Annotated in this window: 15 protein-coding genes and 1 other RNA gene; 8 read left to right on the top strand and 8 right to left on the bottom strand. The window is 60.7% G+C overall.

What is annotated here, in order from left to right:
* Window positions 1–388 precede the first annotated feature (388 nt).
* From WBB95_RS14600 to WBB95_RS14585, 4 genes are all read left to right on the top strand, one after another.
* Complete coding sequence (locus WBB95_RS14600; RefSeq protein WP_424488224.1) at window positions 389–2,071, top strand: fatty acid--CoA ligase; 1,683 nt, start codon at window positions 389–391, stop codon at window positions 2,069–2,071.
* A 332-nt stretch (window positions 2,072–2,403) separates the two neighbouring features.
* Window positions 2,404–4,263, top strand: a complete 1,860-nt coding sequence (locus tag WBB95_RS14595) for a DUF1302 domain-containing protein (RefSeq protein WP_424488223.1) — start codon at window positions 2,404–2,406, stop codon at window positions 4,261–4,263.
* Between the two features lie 43 nt (window positions 4,264–4,306).
* Window positions 4,307–5,671: a DUF1329 domain-containing protein gene (locus tag WBB95_RS14590; protein WP_424488222.1), complete on the top strand. Its 1,365-nt coding sequence runs from the start codon at window positions 4,307–4,309 to the stop codon at window positions 5,669–5,671.
* A gap of 284 nt (window positions 5,672–5,955) precedes the next feature.
* On the top strand, window positions 5,956–8,685 hold the full coding sequence (locus WBB95_RS14585) for a LuxR C-terminal-related transcriptional regulator (RefSeq protein ID WP_424488221.1): 2,730 nt from the start codon (window positions 5,956–5,958) through the stop codon (window positions 8,683–8,685).
* A 2-nt stretch (window positions 8,686–8,687) separates the two neighbouring features.
* Here the strand turns inward: WBB95_RS14585 and WBB95_RS14580 are convergent, their stop codons facing one another.
* Genes WBB95_RS14580 through WBB95_RS14565 form a run of 4 tightly spaced genes read right to left on the bottom strand, consistent with a single transcriptional unit; the run spans window position 8,688 to window position 12,124 of the window.
* Complete coding sequence (locus tag WBB95_RS14580) at window positions 8,688–9,248, bottom strand: PqiC family protein (protein WP_424488220.1); 561 nt, start codon at window positions 9,246–9,248, stop codon at window positions 8,688–8,690.
* A gap of 14 nt (window positions 9,249–9,262) precedes the next feature.
* Window positions 9,263–10,912: an intermembrane transport protein PqiB gene (locus tag WBB95_RS14575; RefSeq protein ID WP_424488219.1), complete on the bottom strand. Its 1,650-nt coding sequence runs from the start codon at window positions 10,910–10,912 to the stop codon at window positions 9,263–9,265.
* Complete coding sequence (locus WBB95_RS14570) at window positions 10,893–11,537, bottom strand: paraquat-inducible protein A (protein ID WP_424488218.1); 645 nt, start codon at window positions 11,535–11,537, stop codon at window positions 10,893–10,895. Before WBB95_RS14570 ends, WBB95_RS14575 begins: the two co-directional genes overlap by 20 nt.
* Window positions 11,534–12,124: a paraquat-inducible protein A gene (locus tag WBB95_RS14565; RefSeq protein WP_424488217.1), complete on the bottom strand. Its 591-nt coding sequence runs from the start codon at window positions 12,122–12,124 to the stop codon at window positions 11,534–11,536. Before WBB95_RS14565 ends, WBB95_RS14570 begins: the two co-directional genes overlap by 4 nt.
* Window positions 12,125–12,291: 167 nt before the next feature.
* On the opposite strand from WBB95_RS14565, the gene WBB95_RS14560 reads away from it, so the two are divergent.
* Together WBB95_RS14560 and WBB95_RS14555 are read left to right on the top strand one after the other, a co-directional pair.
* Window positions 12,292–12,936, top strand: a complete 645-nt coding sequence (locus WBB95_RS14560) for an MBL fold metallo-hydrolase (protein ID WP_424488216.1) — start codon at window positions 12,292–12,294, stop codon at window positions 12,934–12,936.
* Window positions 12,937–13,157: 221 nt separating this feature from the next.
* Window positions 13,158–13,934, top strand: a complete 777-nt coding sequence (locus WBB95_RS14555) for an OmpA family protein (RefSeq protein WP_424488215.1) — start codon at window positions 13,158–13,160, stop codon at window positions 13,932–13,934.
* A gap of 66 nt (window positions 13,935–14,000) precedes the next feature.
* Here the strand turns inward: WBB95_RS14555 and WBB95_RS14550 are convergent, their stop codons facing one another.
* The 4 genes from WBB95_RS14550 to WBB95_RS14535 form a co-directional block, all read right to left on the bottom strand.
* Window positions 14,001–14,582 carry a BON domain-containing protein gene (locus WBB95_RS14550; RefSeq protein WP_424488214.1) on the bottom strand — a complete coding sequence of 194 codons (582 nt, stop codon included), beginning with the start codon at window positions 14,580–14,582 and terminating at the stop codon, window positions 14,001–14,003.
* The gene (locus tag WBB95_RS14545; RefSeq protein WP_007904374.1) at window positions 14,579–15,172 is read right to left on the bottom strand and encodes a phosphoheptose isomerase; all 594 of its coding nucleotides are present in this window, start codon (window positions 15,170–15,172) and stop codon (window positions 14,579–14,581) included. The genes WBB95_RS14550 and WBB95_RS14545 overlap by 4 nt, the downstream gene beginning before the upstream one ends.
* Before the next feature lie 92 nt (window positions 15,173–15,264).
* Window positions 15,265–15,636 (bottom strand): YraN family protein, encoded by a 372-nt coding sequence (locus WBB95_RS14540; protein WP_424488213.1) that lies wholly within the window; start codon window positions 15,634–15,636, stop codon window positions 15,265–15,267.
* A complete protein-coding gene (locus WBB95_RS14535) occupies window positions 15,636–17,447 on the bottom strand; it encodes a penicillin-binding protein activator (RefSeq protein ID WP_424488212.1) in 1,812 nt (603 codons plus the stop codon). The genes WBB95_RS14540 and WBB95_RS14535 overlap by 1 nt, the downstream gene beginning before the upstream one ends.
* 164 nt (window positions 17,448–17,611) lie before the next feature.
* On the opposite strand from WBB95_RS14535, the gene rsmI reads away from it, so the two are divergent.
* Together rsmI and rnpB are read left to right on the top strand one after the other, a co-directional pair.
* Window positions 17,612–18,517: a 16S rRNA (cytidine(1402)-2'-O)-methyltransferase gene (gene rsmI, locus WBB95_RS14530; protein ID WP_424488211.1), complete on the top strand. Its 906-nt coding sequence runs from the start codon at window positions 17,612–17,614 to the stop codon at window positions 18,515–18,517.
* Window positions 18,518–18,612: 95 nt separating this feature from the next.
* Window positions 18,613–18,966: RNase P RNA component class A (gene rnpB, locus WBB95_RS14525), an RNA gene on the top strand.
* The last annotated feature ends 130 nt before the right edge of the window (window positions 18,967–19,096 follow it).

Genomic DNA, 19,096 nt, shown 5'->3' with positions numbered 1-19,096 from the left:
CGGGTTAGCCGTGTTGGGCCATGGATGGCCCGTCACGGCGGCCCACGGATTCAAGCCGGAGTGCGGGCATGCCGAGCCTAGGCGAGGCACCGAGTGGAGGGGCAAGAGCCCTTTTGGTTACTTTTGGCTGGGCCGGCATTCCGGGCTCTTTTCCAAAAGTGACCCGCTGTAAGAGCGGAACCATAACCAGCCGCTACCGCAGCAACGGATATACACACCGCAGCACCTCCATCGCAAACCTGCCAACCCCAATCTGCCAAGGATAATGGCTCAAAGCTAGCATCCACTGGCCTCTGCAAATCATTCCTTTGGCTGATTTAGCTCACACATAACGTCTCTAAAGTGCAGGTCTTCAAGCCAAGACCGTGCAGTCAGATAAGGGATTCGTATGTTGCAGACCCGTGTTATCCCGCCCGCCGAAGGCGCGTACCAATACCCGCTGTTGATCAAACGCCTGTTGATGTCCGGCGCCCGCTACGAGAAAACCCGCGAAATCGTCTACCGCGACAAGCTGCGCTACACCTACCCGACCCTGATCGAGCGGGTTGCGCGCCTGGCCAATGTGCTTACCGAGGCCGGGGTCAAGGCCGGTGATACCGTGGCGGTGATGGACTGGGACAGCCACCGTTACCTGGAATGCATGTTCGCCATCCCGATGATCGGCGCGGTGATTCACACCATCAACGTGCGCCTGTCGCCGGAACAGATTCTCTACACCATGAACCACGCCGAGGACCGCTTTGTGCTAGTCAACAGCGAGTTTGTGGGCCTTTACCAAGCCATCGCCGGGCAACTGACCACGGTCGACAAGACCCTGCTGCTCACCGACGCTGACGCCAAGACCGCCGAGCTGCCCAACCTGGTCGGCGAGTACGAAACCCTGCTGGCGGCCGCCAGCCCCATGTATGACTTCCAGGACTTCGACGAGAACTCCGTCGCCACCACCTTCTACACCACCGGAACCACCGGCAACCCCAAGGGCGTGTACTTCACCCACCGTCAGTTGGTGCTGCACACCATTGGCGTGGCGACCATCATGGGCAGCGTCGACAGCGTGCGCCTGCTCGGCACCAACGACGTGTACATGCCGATCACGCCGATGTTCCACGTGCATGCATGGGGGCTGCCGTACGTGGCGACCATGCTCGGCCTGAAACAGGTCTACCCCGGCCGCTACGACCCGGAATACCTGGTGGAGCTGTGGCGCAAGGAAAAGGTCACCTTCTCTCACTGCGTGCCGACCATCCTGCAAATGGTGCTCAATGCCAAGGCCGCCCAAGGCGTGGATTTTGGCGGCTGGAAAATCGTCATCGGGGGCAGCGCGCTCAATCGCACGCTGTATGAAGCCTCCAAGGCGCGCGGGATTCAACTGACGGCTGCGTACGGCATGTCCGAGACCGGGCCGCTGGTGTCGTGTGCCCACCTCAACGAAGAGTTGATGGCCGGCAGCGAAGACGAACGCACCACCTACCGCATCAAGGCCGGCGTGCCCGGGCCGTTGGTGGAAGCCGCAATCGTCGACGGCGACGGTAACTTCCTGCCCGCTGACGGCGAGTCCCAGGGCGAGTTGGTACTGCGGGCGCCATGGCTGACCGAGGGTTATTACAAGGAACCGCAGAAGGGCGCGGAGCTGTGGGCCGGCGGCTGGATGCACACTGGCGACGTCGCGACCCTCGACGCGTTTGGCGTGATCGATATTCGCGATCGCATCAAGGATGTGATCAAGACCGGCGGCGAATGGATCTCGTCCCTGGCCCTCGAAGACCTGGTCAGCCGTCACCCGGCGGTACGCGAAGTAGCGGTGGTGGGCATCGCCGACCCGCAGTGGGGCGAGCGCCCGTTTGCACTGCTGGTGGTGCGTGATGGCCATGTGATAGGTGCCCGCGAGCTCAAGGAACACCTCAAGCCCTTCGTCGAATTGGGCCATTTGAGCAAGTGGGCGATTCCGAGCCAGATCGCGGTTGTTACTGAAATTCCCAAGACCAGTGTAGGAAAACTCGACAAAAAACGTATCCGTGTCGACATCATCGAATGGCAGGCCAACAACAGCACGTTCCTGTCCACCCTCTGACACACCGCACCGTGCCCTTTTGGGCACGGACTGCTCTATCTCGCGCCTTCACTTGTGATTTCCAGATTTTCAGCCATCCTTCCCGCGCCGGCTCTCGTCGGCGTGGCGAAAGGGCTGTGGCAGACGGGTTGGTGATACAAATCACACTTTAGAGGGATCAAGCGGTACCCCCTGCTGGCTATAGTCCCACCCAGAGTTTTTCAAGGATGTACTGCTTCGGGCCATGGGGGCCCGGTTGCCGAGCGGCATTGGAATCGTTGTATTCCGGCCGTTACACGCATCCAGAAGAAAGAACTCACTGCCATAACAATAATGCACATGGAGTAGCGTCGATGACCTCAGTAAACCAGTTCTGGCGCCGGGCAAGATTGCCCCTGGCCGTCAGTCTCGCTTCTACGCTCGCCGGGCCCGCATTCGGCGTCAGTTTCAACATTGGTGAAATCGAAGGCAGCTTTGACTCATCCCTGTCGGTGGGGGCGAGCTGGTCGACTGCCGGTCGAAACAAAGACCTGATCGGTGCCAACAACGGTGGCAAGGGGTTATCGCAAACGTCCGATGACGGGCACCTGAACTTTGACAAGGGTGATTCCTTCTCGAAGATCTTCAAGGGTATCCATGACCTTGAATTGAAATACGGCGACACCGGCATCTTTGTGCGTGGCAAGTACTGGTATGACTTCGCGCTGCAAAACGAAGACCTGGACTTCAAAAACGTCAGCAATGACAACCGTAAAGAGGGCGCCAAGTCCTCCGGCGGGCAGATCCTCGACGCCTTCATCTACCACAACTACACCATCGCTGATCAGCCGGGTAACGTGCGGTTCGGCAAGCAGGTCGTGAGCTGGGGCGAAAGTACCTTCATCGGCGGCGGCATCAACTCGATCAACCCGATCGACGTGTCTGCGTTCCGTCGTCCGGGCGCCGAGATCAAGGAAGGCTTGATTCCGGTCAACATGTTCTACGTGTCCCAGACACTCACCGACAACCTTTCCGCCGAGGCGTTCTACCAGTTGGAGTGGGACCAGACCGTGGTGGATAACTGCGGTACGTTCTTCTCCCAGCCCGACGTGATCGCCGATGGTTGCGGTGACAACCTGCGCGTCCTGAACAAACGCTCGACGCTCCCGGCAGCGGCCTTGCCAACACTCACCGCCCTGGGCGTGGATGTGAACAACGAAGGCGTATTGGTACGCCGCGGCGGCGACCGTGATGCACGCGACAGCGGCCAGTTCGGCGTGGCCATGCACTACAACTTCGAGCCGCTGGACACCGAGTTCGGCGCTTATTTCATGAACTACCACAGCCGTGCGCCAATCTTCAGTGCGACCGGCGCACCCACCTCGGCGTACACCCGTCCGCTGGGGCCGCTGGCGGCACTGCGTCCGCTGATCGTCGCCGGTAGCTCGAACTACTTCGTCGAGTACCCGGAAGATATCCGTCTGTATGGTTTGAGCTTCTCCACCACGCTGCCTACCGGCACGGCCTGGAGCGGTGAGTTGAGCTATCGCCCGAACGCGCCGGTGCAACTGAGCACCACTGACATTCTGTACGCGGGCGTTACGCCGATCCCCGGCTTTGGCAATGCGTCGGTGCTCAAGGGCTCGCCGGGTCAGGACCTGCACGGCTACAACCGTAAGGAAGTCACTCAGTTCCAGACCACCTTCACGCACTTCTTCGACCAAGTGATGGGCGCCACTCGCCTGACCACCGTCGGTGAAATCGGCGTGACCCATGTGGGCGGCCTGGAGAGCAAAAACGTGGCCCGTTATGGCCGTGATCCGGTCTTCGGTCCTGGCAACCTGCCTGGCGGCTTCTGCGCCGCGCTCAACAACTCGACAGCCAACGGCGCGGGCCTGCCCAATGCGGCTGGCCTGAACACCAACTGCAACAACGACGGCTACACCACCGCCACCTCCTGGGGCTATCGCGCCCGGGCCATCTGGGAATACCCGGATGTGTTTGCCGGTGTCAACCTCAAGCCTAACGTGGCCTGGTCCCATGACGTCAAAGGCTACTCGCCTGGCCCCGGCGGCAACTTTGAAGAGGGCCGCAAGGCCGTCAGCCTGGGTGTCGATGCCGAATACCAGAACACCTACACCGTGGGCCTGAACTACACCAACTTCTTTGGCGGCAAGTTCAGCACAGTGGATGACCGTGATTTCATCGCTCTGAGCGCCGGCGTGAACTTCTAAGCACACTCTTTTCAGATGCATGCATTTCAGGAAGAACAAGAACATGAAAATAGCTAAAAATCTGTTGCAGGTGGGTGTGCTTGGGCTGTCGATATTGGCGAGTAACGTCATGGCGGCCGTGTCGGCGGATGAAGCCGCCAAACTGGGCACGACGCTGACGCCGATGGGCGCCGAAATGGCCGGTAACGCAGCGGGCACCATTCCCAAGTGGTCGCCGCTGCCGACCAACGCCGGCGCCGTCGACGCCCGTGGTTTCCTGGCCAACCCGTATGCCAGCGAACAACCGCAGTTCACCATCACTGCGCAAAACGTCGAGCAGTACAAAGACAAGCTGGCGCCGGGGCAGTACGCGATGTTCAAGCGTTACCCGGACACCTTCAAAATGCCGGTCTACGCCACCCATCGCGGCGCTACCGTGCCTGCGGATGTGTTCGCCGCCATCAAGAAGAACGCCACCACCACCAACCTGGTGTCCGGCGGCAACGGCCTGGAAAACTTCGAGACGGCTGTGCCGTTCCCGATCCCGAAAAGCGGCGTGGAAGTCATCTGGAACCACATCACCCGTTATCGCGGTGGCAGCGTGACCCGCCTGGTAACCCAGGCCACGCCACAAACCAACGGCTCGTTCAGCCTGGTGTACTTCCGCGACCAGTTCGTGTTCCGCGACAAGATGAAGGACTACGACCCGAAAAACCCGGGCAACGTGCTGTTCTACTTCAAGCAGCAAGTGACCGCGCCGGCACGTCTGGCCGGTGGCGTGCTGCTGGTGCACGAAACCCTGGACCAGGTTAAAGAGCCGCGTTCGGCGTGGGTCTACAACGCTGGCCAGCGCCGTGTGCGTCGGGCACCGCAAGTGTCCTATGACGGCCCGGGCACTGCCGCCGACGGCCTGCGCACCTCCGACAACCTCGACATGTACAACGGCGCGCCGGACCGCTACGACTGGAAGCTGGAAGGCAAAAAAGAGATCTACATCGCTTCCAACAGCTACAAGATCGATGATCCGAAGCTCAAGTACGCCGACATCATCAAGGCCGGCCACATCAACCAGGACCTGGCTCGCTACGAGCTGCGCCGCGTCTGGCACGTGGTCGCGACCTTGAAGGAAGGCCAGCGCCACATCTACGCCAAGCGTGATTTCTTCATCGACGAAGACACCTGGCAAGCGGCAGTGATCGACCACTACGATGGCCGTGGTCAACTGTGGCGCGTTGCCGAAGCCCATGCCGAGAACTACTACGACAAGCAAGTACCGTGGTACGCCCTCGAAACCCTCTACGACCTGCAGTCCGGCCGCTACCTGGCGCTGGGCATGAAGAACGAAGAGAAGCAGGCGTATGACTTTGGCTTCACCGCCACCACCGCTGACTTCTCGCCTGCGGCGTTGCGCCAGGACGGTGTTCGCTAATCTGATCCAGCCGCGCCCAATGTGGGAGGCGGCCGGTGTGGGCGCTGGCTTGCCTGCGATTGCATCACCTCGGGGTCTCTGAAAGACCGAGGTGACTGCATCGCGGGCAAGCCCGGCTCCCACACCGGCCGCCTCCCACATTTTTGTTTGTGACGGTTGCGGCGATATTTTTTGTCGCAGTTCTTTTTCAGGCAATTGTTGCAAAGATCTACAATCCCGCCGCTTTTACCGCTAGTCTGCGGACATCTGCAATGCCGACAACAGCCTTCTACAAGAGCCCGGCGATGACTGATCTGTCCCGAATCCAAGGGCCTGCTAGCGCAGTGATTCCGACGCTGGAAGCACGCTTCTACAGGCCACCGCTGCCTGACGGCTACGTGCTGCGCCCGCGCCTGTGTGAACGGCTGAGCGCCGGCCTGGACGGGCGACTGTTGCTGGTGAGTGCCCCGGCGGGGTTCGGCAAAAGTTCGCTGGCGGTGGAGTTCTGCCAAAGCCTCCCGGCCCACTGGCGAAGCCTGTGGTTGGGCTTGAGCCCGCGAGACAATGACCCGGGCCGTTTCCTTGAGCGTCTGCTCGACGGCTTGCAGCAATACTTCCCGCAGTTGGGTGCCCAATCCCTGGGCCTGCTGAAAATGCGTCAGCGTCACCAGCCCTTTGCTTTTGAAGAGTGGCTCGATGGGCTGCTGGATGAATTGGCTGAGCACCTGTCCACACAGACGCCTCTATTGCTGGTGCTGGATGACTACCACTTGGCCCAAGGCCCTGTGCTGGATCGCTGCCTGCAATTTTTTCTCAATCATTTGCCCGATGGGCTGGTGGTGCTGGTCACCAGCCGCCAGCGTCCGGACTGGCACCTGGCACGGCTGCGCCTGTCGCGGCACTTGCTGGAACTGCATGAACAAGACCTGCGCCTGACCCACGACGAGTCCCTGGCGGTGCTGGACCGGCACAGCAGCTCATTGCGCGGCGAGGCGCTGGATAACCTGATTCGCCGCAGTGAAGGCTGGGTCGCCGGCCTGCGTTTCTGGCTGCTGGCACTCTCCGAGGCGGGCAGTGAAGGCGCCTTGCCGCAGCACTTGAACGGTGGGGAAGGGCTGATTCGCGATTACCTGCTGGAAGAGGTGATCGACTGCCTGCCGGCAGAAGTTCAAGCCTTCCTGTACGACACCGCCCCTCAGGATCGTTTTTGCAGCGAACTTTGCGATGCCGTCCGGGAAGCCCATGACAGCGCAGAAATCCTGCGGTATTTGCAGTCTCACCAGGTGTTTCTAGTGCCGCTGGACGAGCAGGGCCACTGGTTCCGTTATCACCATCTGTTTTCCGATTTGCTGCGCACCCGCCGTGCGAGCAGCGCCACGTTGCCGATCGCCAGCCTGCACTTGCGCGCCTGCCGCTGGTTCAACGCCCAGGGCTTGATCGATGAAGCGGTGGAGCAGGCGTTACGCGCCGGCCACCTTGATGTCGCGGCAAACCTGGTGCAGAACCTGTCGGAGGAGCAACTGCTCGCCGAGCAGAATGTCGGCATGTTGCTGCGCTGGAAAATGGACTTGCCCGACAGCCTGCTGATCAGCACGCCGCGCCTGATCGTGCTCTACAGCTGGGCCCTGGGCCTGGCGTGCCAGCTGGATGCGGCGGAAGAGTTGTCCGGCTACCTCAGCCGCTTCCTGCCCGCGCCGTCGGCCACCGCGCAAAAATCGATGCTGGCCCAATGGCTGGCGCTGAGCGGGATCATCGCCCGTGGCCGGGGCGACCGCGAATTGACTCAGCGTTATTGCAGCGAGGCGTTGGAGAGCCTGCCGCACAAGCGCTACGGCCAACGCCTGATGTGCCTGTCGACCCTGTCCAACCTGGCGATTGTCGACGCCGATTTGTGGCGCGCCCGTGGCCTGAATCGCGAATCCCTGGAGCTGGCGCAACGCGTTGGCAACCCATTGTTTGAAGCCTTGGCGCATTACGACCGTGCCCGCGTGCTGCAAGCGCGCGGCGAAATCCTGCGTTCCCTGGACGAAGTCCGCCAAGGCTTGCAGCGCCTCCACGGCCTCGCGCCGCAGCGGCTTTACGCGGTACGCGCGCGGTTATCACTGTATGAAGGCTTTTTGCTGTTGGTGCGTTGCCAGCCGGAAGCCGGCTTGGCGCGCTTGCGTACCGGGCTGAACGAGGCGCGTGCCTGTCGGGATATCAGCGTATTGATCGGGCATTGCGTGATCGCCAGCTTCGAAGGGCGGCGCAACGATTTCCCCAAAGCCTTCGCCGAACTGGCCGAGGCCGAGCGCTTGATGCACATCTGGGACGTGCCGCCGATCTACTACCTGGCGATGATCACCCTGATCAAATGCGAACTGTGGCTGGCGCAGGGCCGTACCGACCTGGCCGACGCCTGGCTGACCCGCCTGGGGCAAACCTACAACGGCGAGCACGCGGCGGCCGCCCCGGAATTTCATCCGCACTTGCCGCAACATATCGGGCTGCAACAGGCCGCACTGGATGCCACTCGCCATCAACCCGACGCGGCGCTGCTACGCCTCGAAGAGCTGGCGCAACAGGCGCATAACAGTGGGCGCCAGATGATTGCCTTGATGGCGCTGACCCAGCAGACGCATTTACTGCTGGAGTGCGGCCAGGAGGCCAAGGCGCGGTTGATTTTTGCCAAGGCCATTGAGGCCGGCGGCGGTGGCGCGCTGCAACCCTTCCAGCGCCTGCTGGAAAATTACCCGGACTGGCTGCGTGAGCAACTGGGCAAAGACCCGCACGGTTTGCTGAACCAGAGTCTGTTGGCGATGCTGCCTGTTGTTAACGACGCTCCGGCCCCAGCCAGTCACGAAACCTTGAGCGTGCGCGAATTGGCGGTGCTGCAGCTGATCGCCCAAGGCTGTTCGAACCAGGAAATCAGCAATCAGCTGTTCATCTCCCTGCACACGGTCAAGACCCACGCGAGCCACATCAACAGCAAACTGGGCGTGGAGCGCCGCACCCAGGCAGTGGCGCGCGCCAAGTCGATGGGGTTGCTGGCCTGACATCACTGCGCGATCGGGCATTCCTTCAGTGGCTTGTCGGCGGTTTGGCTGATCAGCCTGGCGAAGCGCTTGAGGTTGTTCTGATGAGCCACCACCAAGGCGTCAATGCTCGGGCCTGCGGGCGTCTGCAAGGTGGTGCGGCAGGTCAATGACGAACGCTCATCGCCGCTGGTGGGGCGCAGGCGCCAGCGCACGTCGAGCAGCGCGTATTGCCCGGGCACCGAGTCAAAACGTTGCACTTCAACGCGCAACGACATGGCCTGCCGGGAATGACTGTTGGCCAGTTGATCCACCAACGCACTTTTCAGCTCATCGGTCAGGCTGGCGGCCCACCACTGGGTTTCCAGAATCGCCACGCCACTGTCGCCCTGACGAATGACGATCTGCGCCCGGTCAACCTGGGGCGGCACGCTGATGCTTTCAATGCGGATATCACCGGCCTGTGTTTGGGCGGTGTTATTCCCGTGCACCGGCGTCAGGGTGTGGAATGCAATCGGCTCACTGCGACACGCCGCGAGCAACACCAGCGCGGTGACCAGGGTGATTTTCAAGGGAAAGGTCATGGCGGCTCCAATGGTCATTTGCGCGGCGGCCCTTGCAGGTCCGAAGGCGCAGCGTTGTCCGGGCGACCGCGAATCAGCGATTCCGGATGCCGGCCCAGGTAGTCCGACAGCTCGCGCAGCGAGCGCGACATGCGGGCCAGTTCGTCCAGGGTCTGGGTCAGTTGCTCACGCTGCGGCGAGTCTTCGGCCAGGGTTGAGCTGGCCGATTGCAGGGTCTTGCTCACGTCGCCCAAGGTGTTCTGCACGCCAGGCAAGGTCTTGGCGTTCAACTGGGTCAGCCCTTTGCGCAACTCGACCAAGCTGCCGTCGAGGTTGCCGGCAATGCGTTCGATCGGCAGTTGGTTGACCTTGTTGACGATGCCTTCGAGTTTTTGCTGCAACTGTTCCAGGTTGCCGGGAATCGTCGGGATGCTGACCGGGCGCAGGCTCGGGTCGAAGGCGACTTTCTCGGCTTTCGGGAAGAAATCCAGGGCGATGTACAACTGGCCCGTCAGCAGGTTGCCGCTGCGTGCCTGGCCGCGCAGGCCGTTTTCGATAAATGTGCCGATCAGGCGCACGCCACCCGCCTCATCGTTGGGGTCGTGGTTCGTGGCCTTGAGCAGCTTGGTATTGGCCTCCCCAAGCAATTGCGGATAAATCACGATGCCGACGTTGATCGGGAAACTGCGTTTTTTCGCATCAAAGTCCAGGTTGATCGACACCACTTTTCCGAATTCGACGCCGAGGAATTCCACCGGCGCCCCGACTTTCAGCCCGCGCAGCGCCTGATCAAAACGCAAGGTCATGTATTGACCCTTGCCATTGGGCGGGGCGAGGGCGTTTTGCTGGTCGTCGAACAGCTCGTAGGTGTGATTTTCGTCGGCGGGCTTGTCATTCGGGCTGTAGGGCGGTGCGAGGAAAGAAATGCCGCCTGCCAGCATCGAAGACAAGGATTCGGTTTTCAGGGCGAAACCGTTGGCGCCGACGCTGAGGTCGATGCCGCTGGCATTCCAGAAGCGCGTGTTTTCAGTGACGTACACGTCATTGGGCGCATGCACGAAGACCTCGATATTCACGCCTTTGCCTTCTTCATTCAGCTCATAGGTCACCACCTGGCCGACCGGGATTTTGCGGTAATAGACCGGCGAACCAATGTCCAGCGAGCCCAGGTCCTGGGTGTGCAGGGTGAAGCGTTTGCCCGGCTCGCCGTAGGTAATGGGCGGCGGGTTTTCCAGGCCTTTGAACTGTTTGGCACGGGTGTCGGACTGGCCGATGTCGGCGCCGATGTAGTCACCGGACAGCAAGGTATCGATCCCGGAAACGCCGCCGGCACCGATACGCGGGCGGACCACCCAGAACTTCGAGTCTTCGCGGGTGAAGCTCTCCGCCTGCTTGGTCAGCTTGATGGTGGCGTTGACACTTTTCTGGTCATCACTCAAGGCCACGTCAGAGACCTGGCCGATCACCACGTTGCGGTATTTGACGTCGGTCTTGTTGGCGACCAGGCCGCTGCCGGTCTTGAAGTTGAGGACGATGACCGGCCCCTGTTGCAGCACGCTGTGGACCACCAGCGAGATGCCCACCAGCACGGCCACAAGCGGCACGATCCACACCAGCGAAACGCTGAAGCGTCGCGTCTTGATCGCGGGTGATCCAGCGGGGGTGTCAGCGTTGTGTGACGACATCCGAGAGCTCCTCGTTGTGTGGGTTTTCCCAGATCAGCCGGGGGTCGAAACTCATGGCTGCCAGCATCGTAAACACCACCACCAGACCAAAAAACAGAATGCCCAGGCGCGGCTCAATGGTGCCCAGCGCCTGGAACTTCACCAGTGCCGCCACCAGCGCGACCACGATGACATCAAGCATTGACCAGTAACCGATCAGTTCGATGAAGCGAAACAACTTCGAACGCTCTTTGCGTGCCCAGAGGCTGTTGCGCTGCACAGTCACCAGCAGCAGTGTCAGCGACAGAAACTTGATCCCCGGCACAGCAATGCTGGCGATGAAAATGATCAGGGCAATGTCCCAGGCGCCGTGCTGCCAGAACTCCAGTACACCGCTCATGATGGTGCTGTCCGCGCCGGAGCCGAGCATCGTGGTGTTCATCACCGGCAGCAAATTCGCCGGGATGTAAAACGCCAGGGCCGTGAGCATGTAGGCCCAGGTGCGGGTCAGGGAGTGGACCTTGCGGCGGTGCAGGGCCGCGCCACAGCGCTCGCATTCGGTGGGCTCGTCACGCATGTCACACGGCTGGCCGCAGGTGTGGCACAGGCACAGGTTGAGCTCACGGGCAGTGGGCGGCGAATTCATACGGTGTCCCACAGGTCACGTACATCGCGCCCGGCGATGCGGATCAGCAACAGGCTTAAGGCGGCAAGGGCAAACAGGCCGGTGCCGGGTATCACGTCGAGCATACCGGCGAGTTTGAATACCGCGACCATGGCGCCCAGCAGGCAGACTTCGAGCATGCTCCAGGGCCTCAGCGCTTCCAGCCAGCGCATGCACAGTTTGAATGCCGGTGAACGCTTGCCGGACAGGGCGAAACTCAAGACCCAGATCAGCAACAGCAATTGAAACACCGGCGCGATGATGATGGATATCGCCGCCACCAGCGCAATAAACGTGATCGGCCCCAGGCTCAATGCAACCACCGAGTCCCACAGGGTTGCACTGTTTTTCAAGCCCTGCAGGCTGATGCTCATCACCGGATAAAAGTTGGCGAAGGTCCACAGCACCGCAGCGGTGACGGTCAGGGCGAGCCGCTGTTGCACCGACAAGCCGTTGTAGCGCTGCAGTACGCCCCCGCAGCGTGTGCACAGGGCTTTTTGATGTTTGGCGAGCATGACTTTTTCGTACACGCAGTCGCAGTGTTCGCAGATGACCCGTTGATTCGCCATAAATATTGCTCCAGACGCGACGCACTGCTGCCTTGGACAATGCTGCGGGGTGAATGGCGCTTGAGTAGCTTAGCAGTTGCTGCATCGCAGGCCTGATCCCTTCCGGATCGAGGGCAAGCTCAACCATACTGCGCGTGGAATGTGCCATAGAGCTTGCAGGAACGCCCATGAATATCGAAAAAGCCGCGCTGATCCGCGAAACCTTCCCCGTCGGCCCTTTGCAGTGCAACTGCACCATCATCGGCGACCCGATCACCAAGAAAGCCATCGTGGTCGACCCGGGTGGCAATCACGAGTTGATCCTCGCGCGCCTGAATGCGCTGGGCCTCAAGGTCGTGAGCATCATCCATACCCACGCGCATCTGGACCACTTTCTGGCTTCGGGACAGTTGAAAGAGAAGACCGGAGCGACGTTGCACCTGCACAAAGAGGATCAATTCCTCTGGGATAACCTGGAAATGCAATGCCAGATGTTTCGTGTGCCCTACACGCCGGTCCCGTCGCCCGACCGCTGGCTGGAGGATGAGGAAGCCTTGGCCTGCGGTTGTGGTGTGGCGCTGCATACGCCGGGGCACACGCCGGGTTCCATGAGTTTCTGGTTTGCCGACGCCAAGCTGCTGATCGCCGGTGACACGCTGTTTCGGCGCGGTGTGGGCCGCACGGACCTGTGGGGTGGGGACCAGGCCACGATTGTGCGTTCGATCAAACAACGCTTGTACACGCTGGACGAGGACGCGACGGTGGTCACGGGGCACGGGCCCGATACACGTTTGGGTGACGAAATGCGTGAAAACCCGTTTGTCAGGGCCTAGGTATTTTTCCGGATACCAAGTGGCAACCGTCTGACGATTCTTATAGAGAAAATGACAATTCCCGTTCAGGAAGTCTCTGCTAGGGTTTTAGTGTGCTCATCTGTCGTAGAGCGCGGGCCCGCCGGGCATGGAATTTTTGCCGTTTGTCGTGTTCCAAGCTCGGCACAGGTCTATTGCCAATGTCCTCTGCATCACAGAATGCAAAAGTAGGAGCTTCCTTCATGTTCACTTCGCGTCGTCTGCTTGTCGTTGCCACGGCTGTTGCCTTGCTGTCCGGCTGTGCTTCCCCCAACCCTTATGATGGTAGCCAAGGACAGGCGAACGGCTCCTCGGGCATCAGCAACACGGCCAAGTACGGTGGCCTGGCTGCATTGGCCGGTGGTCTGGCCGGTGCCGCGATCGACCATAACAACCGTGGCAAGGGCGCCCTGATTGGTGCTGCCGTTGCCGGTATTGGTGGTGCGGGCTATGGCTATTACGCCGATCAGCAGGAAAAGAAACTGCGGGCAAGCATGGCCAATACCGGGGTTGAAGTTCAGCGCCAGGGTGACCAGATCAAGCTGATCATGCCGGGCAACATCACCTTCGCCACCAACTCGGACGCGATCTCCAGCAGCTTCTACACGCCGCTGAACAACCTGGCGGGCTCGTTGAAGCAGTTCAACCAGAACACCATCCAGATCGTCGGCTACACCGACAGCACTGGCAGCCGCCAGTTAAACATGGACCTGTCCCAGCGCCGTGCGCAGAGCGTGGCCAACTACCTGACGTCCCAAGGCGTGAGCCCGACCAACCTGAGCGCACGCGGTGCCGGCCCGGATAACCCGATTGCCAGCAACGCCGACGTCAATGGCCGTGCCCAGAACCGCCGTGTTGAGGTCAACCTCGGCCCGATCCCTGGTCAGCAATACGGTCAGCCTGCTCAGCAACAGCAACAGCAACAGGCGCCACAGCAGAACAACCAGTTCCAGGGCAATCCGTACCAGCAGTACCAATAAACGCAGGCCAAAAAAAGGGCGCCGTGCAGTCAATGCACGGCGCCTTTTTTGTGGCTGTCGTTTACATCAGTCGATGTATTCGAACACCTTCACGATCTTCTGCACGCCGGACACGCCCTGCACCAGGTTGGCTGCGCGAGTGGCTTCGGCCTGGGTCAGCAGGCCCATCATGTAGACGATGCCATTGTCGGTGACGATCTTGATGCGCGAGCCCGGAATGCCGTTATCGGTGAGCATCTGCGCCTTGATCTTGGTGGTCAGCAAGGCGTCGTTGCTGATGGCCAGCAGGGTGATCGGGTCCATGACCTGCAATTCGTTGTCGACCTTTTTCACCCGTTGTACGGACGAGGCTGCTTGTTCAGCCTGGGCCTTGAGCTCGGCACGCGGCGTTTGACCTGCGAGCAGTACCACGCCGTTGAAGCTGGTCACGACGATGCGCGAGGCACCATTGCCCAGGTCGGTAGCGGCCTTGGCGACGTTGACCTCGACCTTGGTTTCGATCAGTGAGTCGTCAATCTTGCTGCCGAAGGTGCGTGTGCCCTTGTCGTCCTGGATGGGGGTGTCACGTGTCGCAGTGATTGCCGTGCTGCAGCCGCTGATGGCGAGGCACAGCGTAATGGCCAAAAGGCTGAGGCGGTTAACGGTCATTCTTCACTCCCGAACAGTTGGCTGTCGATCAGATCGCACAAGCAATGGATCGCCAGCAGGTGGACTTCTTGAATGCGTGCAGTGACATTGGCCGGGACGCGAATTTCCACATCTTCCGGCAACAGCAGCGAGGCCATGCCGCCGCCGTCGCGTCCGGTCAATGCTACGACAATCATTTCGCGATCATGTGCGGCCTGGATCGCTTGAATAATGTTGGCCGAGTTGCCGCTGGTGGAAATCGCCAGCAGCACGTCACCCGGTTGGCCCAGGGCGCGGATCTGCTTGGAGAAGATTTCGTTGTAGCTGTAGTCGTTGGCGATCGAGGTGATCGTCGACGAATCGGTGGTCAGCGCAATGGCCGGCAGGCTCGGGCGCTCGCGTTCGAAGCGGTTGAGCAGCTCCGAAGAGAAATGCTGGGCATCACCGGCCGAACCGCCGTTGCCACACGAAAGCATTTTGCCCTCGTTGAGCAAGGCATTGACCATGACCTGACTGGCTTGCTCGATGTGCGGTGCAAGTACGTCCATCGCCTGTTGCTTGGTGTCGATGCTGGCCTGGAAAAGCTGGCGAATTCGGGATTGCATGTCCATCTGTGTGACCTTAAGTAGCGCGGCTGTTTGGCACAGGAATGTGCAGCCCGCAAAGCAAAGAGCAAAAGTGTGGGGTGAAGGTGTTCGGCGAATCAGCTGTCGAAGGCATCTTTGATCCAGTTCAGATCAGCAGGACCTGCCGGTGTGCTTTCTATGGCAACCACGTCGAAACGGCAGGGGTACTCGGCCCAGCGATGCTCTTTGAGCAGGAAATACTGCGCGGCGAGTATCAGCTTCTGACGCTTGCGCCCGTCAATACTGGCGAGTGCGCCACCCCATTGTGCGTGTTTTCTGTAGCGGACTTCGACGAATACTACTGTATCGCCGTCAAGCATGACCAGATCAAGCTCACCGCGTTTACACAGCCAGTTCTGCGCCAGAAGGCGCAGACCCCGTTGTTGCAGGTGGCTCAACGCTTGAAGTTCGGCGTCCTTGCCGCTTTGTGCGCGTGACCGCTCGGGCATCAGCGCGGGGTGTCCGGCAGGCGCTGGATGTCGCCGCCGACAAATTTTGCCCATGGCAACTGGCGGTCAACACGCTGGTTAGGGCTGATGCCGAGGCTGCCCGAGAGGCCGTCAACCCGTGTGTCCGGCAGCGCCTTGAGTTGACCCAGGCGCGGTGCCAGGCGGTAGGCGTCGACGCCCATCGCGTACAGGCGGCCGAGGCTGCCATTGGCTTGCGGCCATTGTGCGGCAACTTGGTTGCGCAGCGGGTCGGTGGTGTTGAGCAGCCAAGGGGTTTCGCAGAACATGACATTGGTCATGTCCAGGTATTGGTTCTTGTCGCCGCTGGCGCTGAAGACATGGGACGTCGCATACACAGGCACATCACCGGCGTACTGGAAGTTCAGCGTTGGCTTGATCTGCTGGGCCAGTTGTGGCGGCACGGCCATGAAGATGAACTCGATGTCCTGGCGACGCGACGGCTGCGCGGCTACGTCGGTGCCGACGGTGCTTTGCAGGCTCTTGGCGCGGCCTTCGCTTTTGCGCAGCTGGAACAGGTCGGCAATTTGCTGGGCGAGGGCGACCGGCTGATCGACGTACTCGACACCGACCACGGTGCCGCCATTGGCTTCCCAATCCTGACGGAACGCCTTGTAGACACGCTCACCCCATTCGCCACGCGGCACCATGGCGGCTGCGCGATGCAGGCCGTCAGCACGGGCGCGGCGCGAGACTTCACGGGCTTCGTCTTCAGCCGCCAGGCCGAACTGGAACAGTTGGGCCGGGTTCTGGTCAGCTTCGCTGTAGTTCAGTGCCAAGGTGGTAATCGGCAGTTGCGAGCGGGCGCTGAGTTGCTTGACCAACGGTTTTTCCAGCGGGCCAACCACCAGTTGCACACCGGCGGCCTGGGCCTTGGCGTAGAAATCGTCGATGGAGGTCAGGCGCGAGCTGTCATAGAACTCGATGACCGGCGGCTTCTGTCCGGCTTGTTCAGCCTGGTAGTGCGCGGCCATGAAACCTTCGCGCAAGGCTTTACCGACCGCCGCCAGCGGGCCGTCTTGCGGCAGCAGCAGGGCGATCTTGCTCAGCGGCTGGCTGGCCAGCTCTTTGAGTTTGGTCAGCGGGGTGGGCAGGTTCACGGCCGCCGGGTGGCCTGGGTTCTGCGCGCGCCAGGTATCGATGGCCGCTTGCTGTTGCTCCAGGGTGCCGGCGCCCTTGACGGCCTGTGCCAGGCTGATCCAGCCGTCGAGTGTCGGGTTGCCGCTGGCTTGCAGCTGTTCGGCTGGCAGGGCAGCGATCAGCGTCCAGATGGCTTCATGGTTGCTCTTGGCAGCGTCGCCGGTGAGCAGTGGGGCCATGGCGACACGCTCGCGAGCGGCAGCCAGGGTCTGGCCGTCGGCTTCATAAGCGCGTGCATGCACGGTGCCGGTGCGGATCTGCTGGTCTGTCGGCAGTTCCTTCAGGCTCTGCAGGCTGGGATGGTTCAGGGCCGCCAACGCAGCCTTGGGCTGGTTGCGGGCCATGGCCAGTTCAGCCGACAGGGTGCTGGCGAAGACTTGCGCGGCGGGCTTCAGGACGTCCAGAGGCACCTGCGCAAGAATCTGCGACGAGCGCCCAGGGTTGTTCTGGTGGAACGCCAGGTCAGCCGCACTCAAGCGCAGCAATGCGGCCTTTTCTGGCGTCTTGGCGTTCGTGGCCTGTTCGAGCAGTTGCTCGATACTGGCGTCCGGGGTTCGTGGAAGGTCGCCAAGGCTGGACGAGGGCGAGCTGGCGCAAGCGGCCAACAGGGCAGCGAGGCAGAGGGCGGAGAGCAGCCGCAGGCAAGCGATCATGTAAGCGTTCCTGATACCGACAAATTAGCGTGGAATTGTACCCAAGCACTGGCCCAGGCGCGATGTTACTGGCGTGAAACCATCGATTTAGGTCGTGTAAATGTTGCGAACAAGCATCGACGGCCGAACGTGCGGGCATATTATCGGGGCGCCTACGCGTTACAATGCGACTTTTCCCAACCATCGAGGTGTGCGTTTTGACTGCTCCAGGTCCTTTGAATTCCACTGCAGGCTCGCTTTTTGTCGTGGCGACGCCCATTGGCAACCTGGACGACATCAGTGCGCGAGCACTAAAAGTGTTGCGCGACGTAAAACTGATCGCGGCGGAAGATACACGGCACTCCCAACGTTTGATGCAGCACTTTGGCATCAGCACGCCATTGGCTGCGTGCCATGAGCATAACGAGCGCGAAGAAGGCAGCCGCTTTATCACCCGTTTGTTGGCGGGGGACGATGTGGCGCTGATCTCCGACGCGGGCACGCCGCTGATCTCCGACCCGGGTTACCACCTGGTCCGTCAGGCACGGGCTGCTGGTATCAATGTAGTGCCTGTTCCGGGGGCGTGCGCGCTGATTGCGGCATTATCGGCGGCCGGCTTGCCGTCCGACCGTTTCATCTTCGAAGGTTTCCTGCCAGCCAAGGCCGTGGGGCGCCGCGCGCGGCTGCAAGCGGTAAAGGAAGAACCTCGCACCTTGATCTTCTATGAGGCGCCGCACCGTATTCTGGAATGCCTGCAGGATATGGAGCTGGTGTTCGGCGGCGAGCGTTTGGCGCTGTTGGCGCGCGAGCTCACCAAAACCTTCGAAACCCTCAAGGGTTTGCCGCTGGAGGAGTTACGCGCCTTTGTCGAGGGCGACAGCAATCAGCAGCGCGGCGAGTGCGTGGTGCTGGTGGCGGGCTGGACTGCGCCGGTTGACGAAGACGCCGTCGGCACCGAGGCGATGCGCATCCTTGATCTGCTGCTCAAAGAAATGCCGCTCAAGCGCGCGGCGGCACTGGCCGCAGAAATTACCGGCGTGCGCAAGAATGTGTTGTATCAAGTGGCGCTCGATAAACAGAAAGGCGAATAGTTCCGGGGCTGAACTGGTATTCCGTCTGAACGTGATGGCATTGCCGCACTTTAATACTTGTCCTAAGCCCGTCGTGCCGTTAACCTGCGCGGCGGAGAGTCGATTGGACAGTCGCTGCCCTCTATGAAAATTAGGGGGGGGAGGAAAGTCCGGGCTCCATAGGGCGAAGTGCCAGGTAATGCCTGGGAGGCGTGAGCCTACGGAAAGTGCCACAGAAAATAACCGCCTAAGCACTTCGGTGCCGGTAAGGGTGAAAAGGTGCGGTAAGAGCGCACCGCACGACTGGCAACAGTTCGTGGCTAGGTAAACCCCACTTGGAGCAAGACCAAATAGGGTCCCAAGGCGTGGCCCGCGCTGGGACCGGGTAGGTTGCTAAAGATGTCCAGTGATGGCCATCGTAGACGAATGACTGTTCAAGACAGAACCCGGCTTACAGATCGACTCTCCACCTTTTTTCCTTCTGTCTGAACCTCAGGCAGAAACCCGGTAATAACGCAAGAATCCCTCCCTGCCAAATCATTGGCAGATGCATCTTCGTAATACCAAAAAAATCTTACTCTTAATAAATTACTTTAACTT

Origin of the sequence: Pseudomonas sp. (genome assembly GCF_049645325.1) — a bacterium.
Taxonomy (GTDB): Bacteria; Pseudomonadota; Gammaproteobacteria; order Pseudomonadales; family Pseudomonadaceae; genus Aquipseudomonas.
Note: the sequence above shows the minus strand (reverse complement) of the source record. Positions and strands in the feature narration are given on the sequence as shown.

Bases quoted from the DNA above. Each gene is read 5' to 3' on its own strand.
- WBB95_RS14570 (WP_424488218.1), bottom strand. From the start codon at position 11,537: ATGAATTCGCCGCCCACTGCCCGTGAGCTCAACCTGTGCCTGTGCCAC.
- WBB95_RS14580 (WP_424488220.1), bottom strand. From the start codon at position 9,248: ATGACCTTTCCCTTGAAAATCACCCTGGTCACCGCGCTGGTGTTGCTC.
- WBB95_RS14590 (WP_424488222.1), top strand. From the start codon at position 4,307: ATGAAAATAGCTAAAAATCTGTTGCAGGTGGGTGTGCTTGGGCTGTCG.
- WBB95_RS14565 (WP_424488217.1), bottom strand. From the start codon at position 12,124: ATGGCGAATCAACGGGTCATCTGCGAACACTGCGACTGCGTGTACGAA.
- WBB95_RS14555 (WP_424488215.1), top strand. From the start codon at position 13,158: ATGTTCACTTCGCGTCGTCTGCTTGTCGTTGCCACGGCTGTTGCCTTG.
- WBB95_RS14535 (WP_424488212.1), bottom strand. From the start codon at position 17,447: ATGATCGCTTGCCTGCGGCTGCTCTCCGCCCTCTGCCTCGCTGCCCTG.
- WBB95_RS14560 (WP_424488216.1), top strand. From the start codon at position 12,292: ATGAATATCGAAAAAGCCGCGCTGATCCGCGAAACCTTCCCCGTCGGC.
- WBB95_RS14595 (WP_424488223.1), top strand. From the start codon at position 2,404: ATGACCTCAGTAAACCAGTTCTGGCGCCGGGCAAGATTGCCCCTGGCC.
- WBB95_RS14600 (WP_424488224.1), top strand. From the start codon at position 389: ATGTTGCAGACCCGTGTTATCCCGCCCGCCGAAGGCGCGTACCAATAC.
- WBB95_RS14575 (WP_424488219.1), bottom strand. From the start codon at position 10,912: ATGTCGTCACACAACGCTGACACCCCCGCTGGATCACCCGCGATCAAG.
- rsmI (WP_424488211.1), top strand. From the start codon at position 17,612: ATGCGACTTTTCCCAACCATCGAGGTGTGCGTTTTGACTGCTCCAGGT.
- WBB95_RS14540 (WP_424488213.1), bottom strand. From the start codon at position 15,636: ATGCCCGAGCGGTCACGCGCACAAAGCGGCAAGGACGCCGAACTTCAA.
- WBB95_RS14550 (WP_424488214.1), bottom strand. From the start codon at position 14,582: ATGACCGTTAACCGCCTCAGCCTTTTGGCCATTACGCTGTGCCTCGCC.
- WBB95_RS14545 (WP_007904374.1), bottom strand. From the start codon at position 15,172: ATGGACATGCAATCCCGAATTCGCCAGCTTTTCCAGGCCAGCATCGAC.
- WBB95_RS14585 (WP_424488221.1), top strand. From the start codon at position 5,956: ATGACTGATCTGTCCCGAATCCAAGGGCCTGCTAGCGCAGTGATTCCG.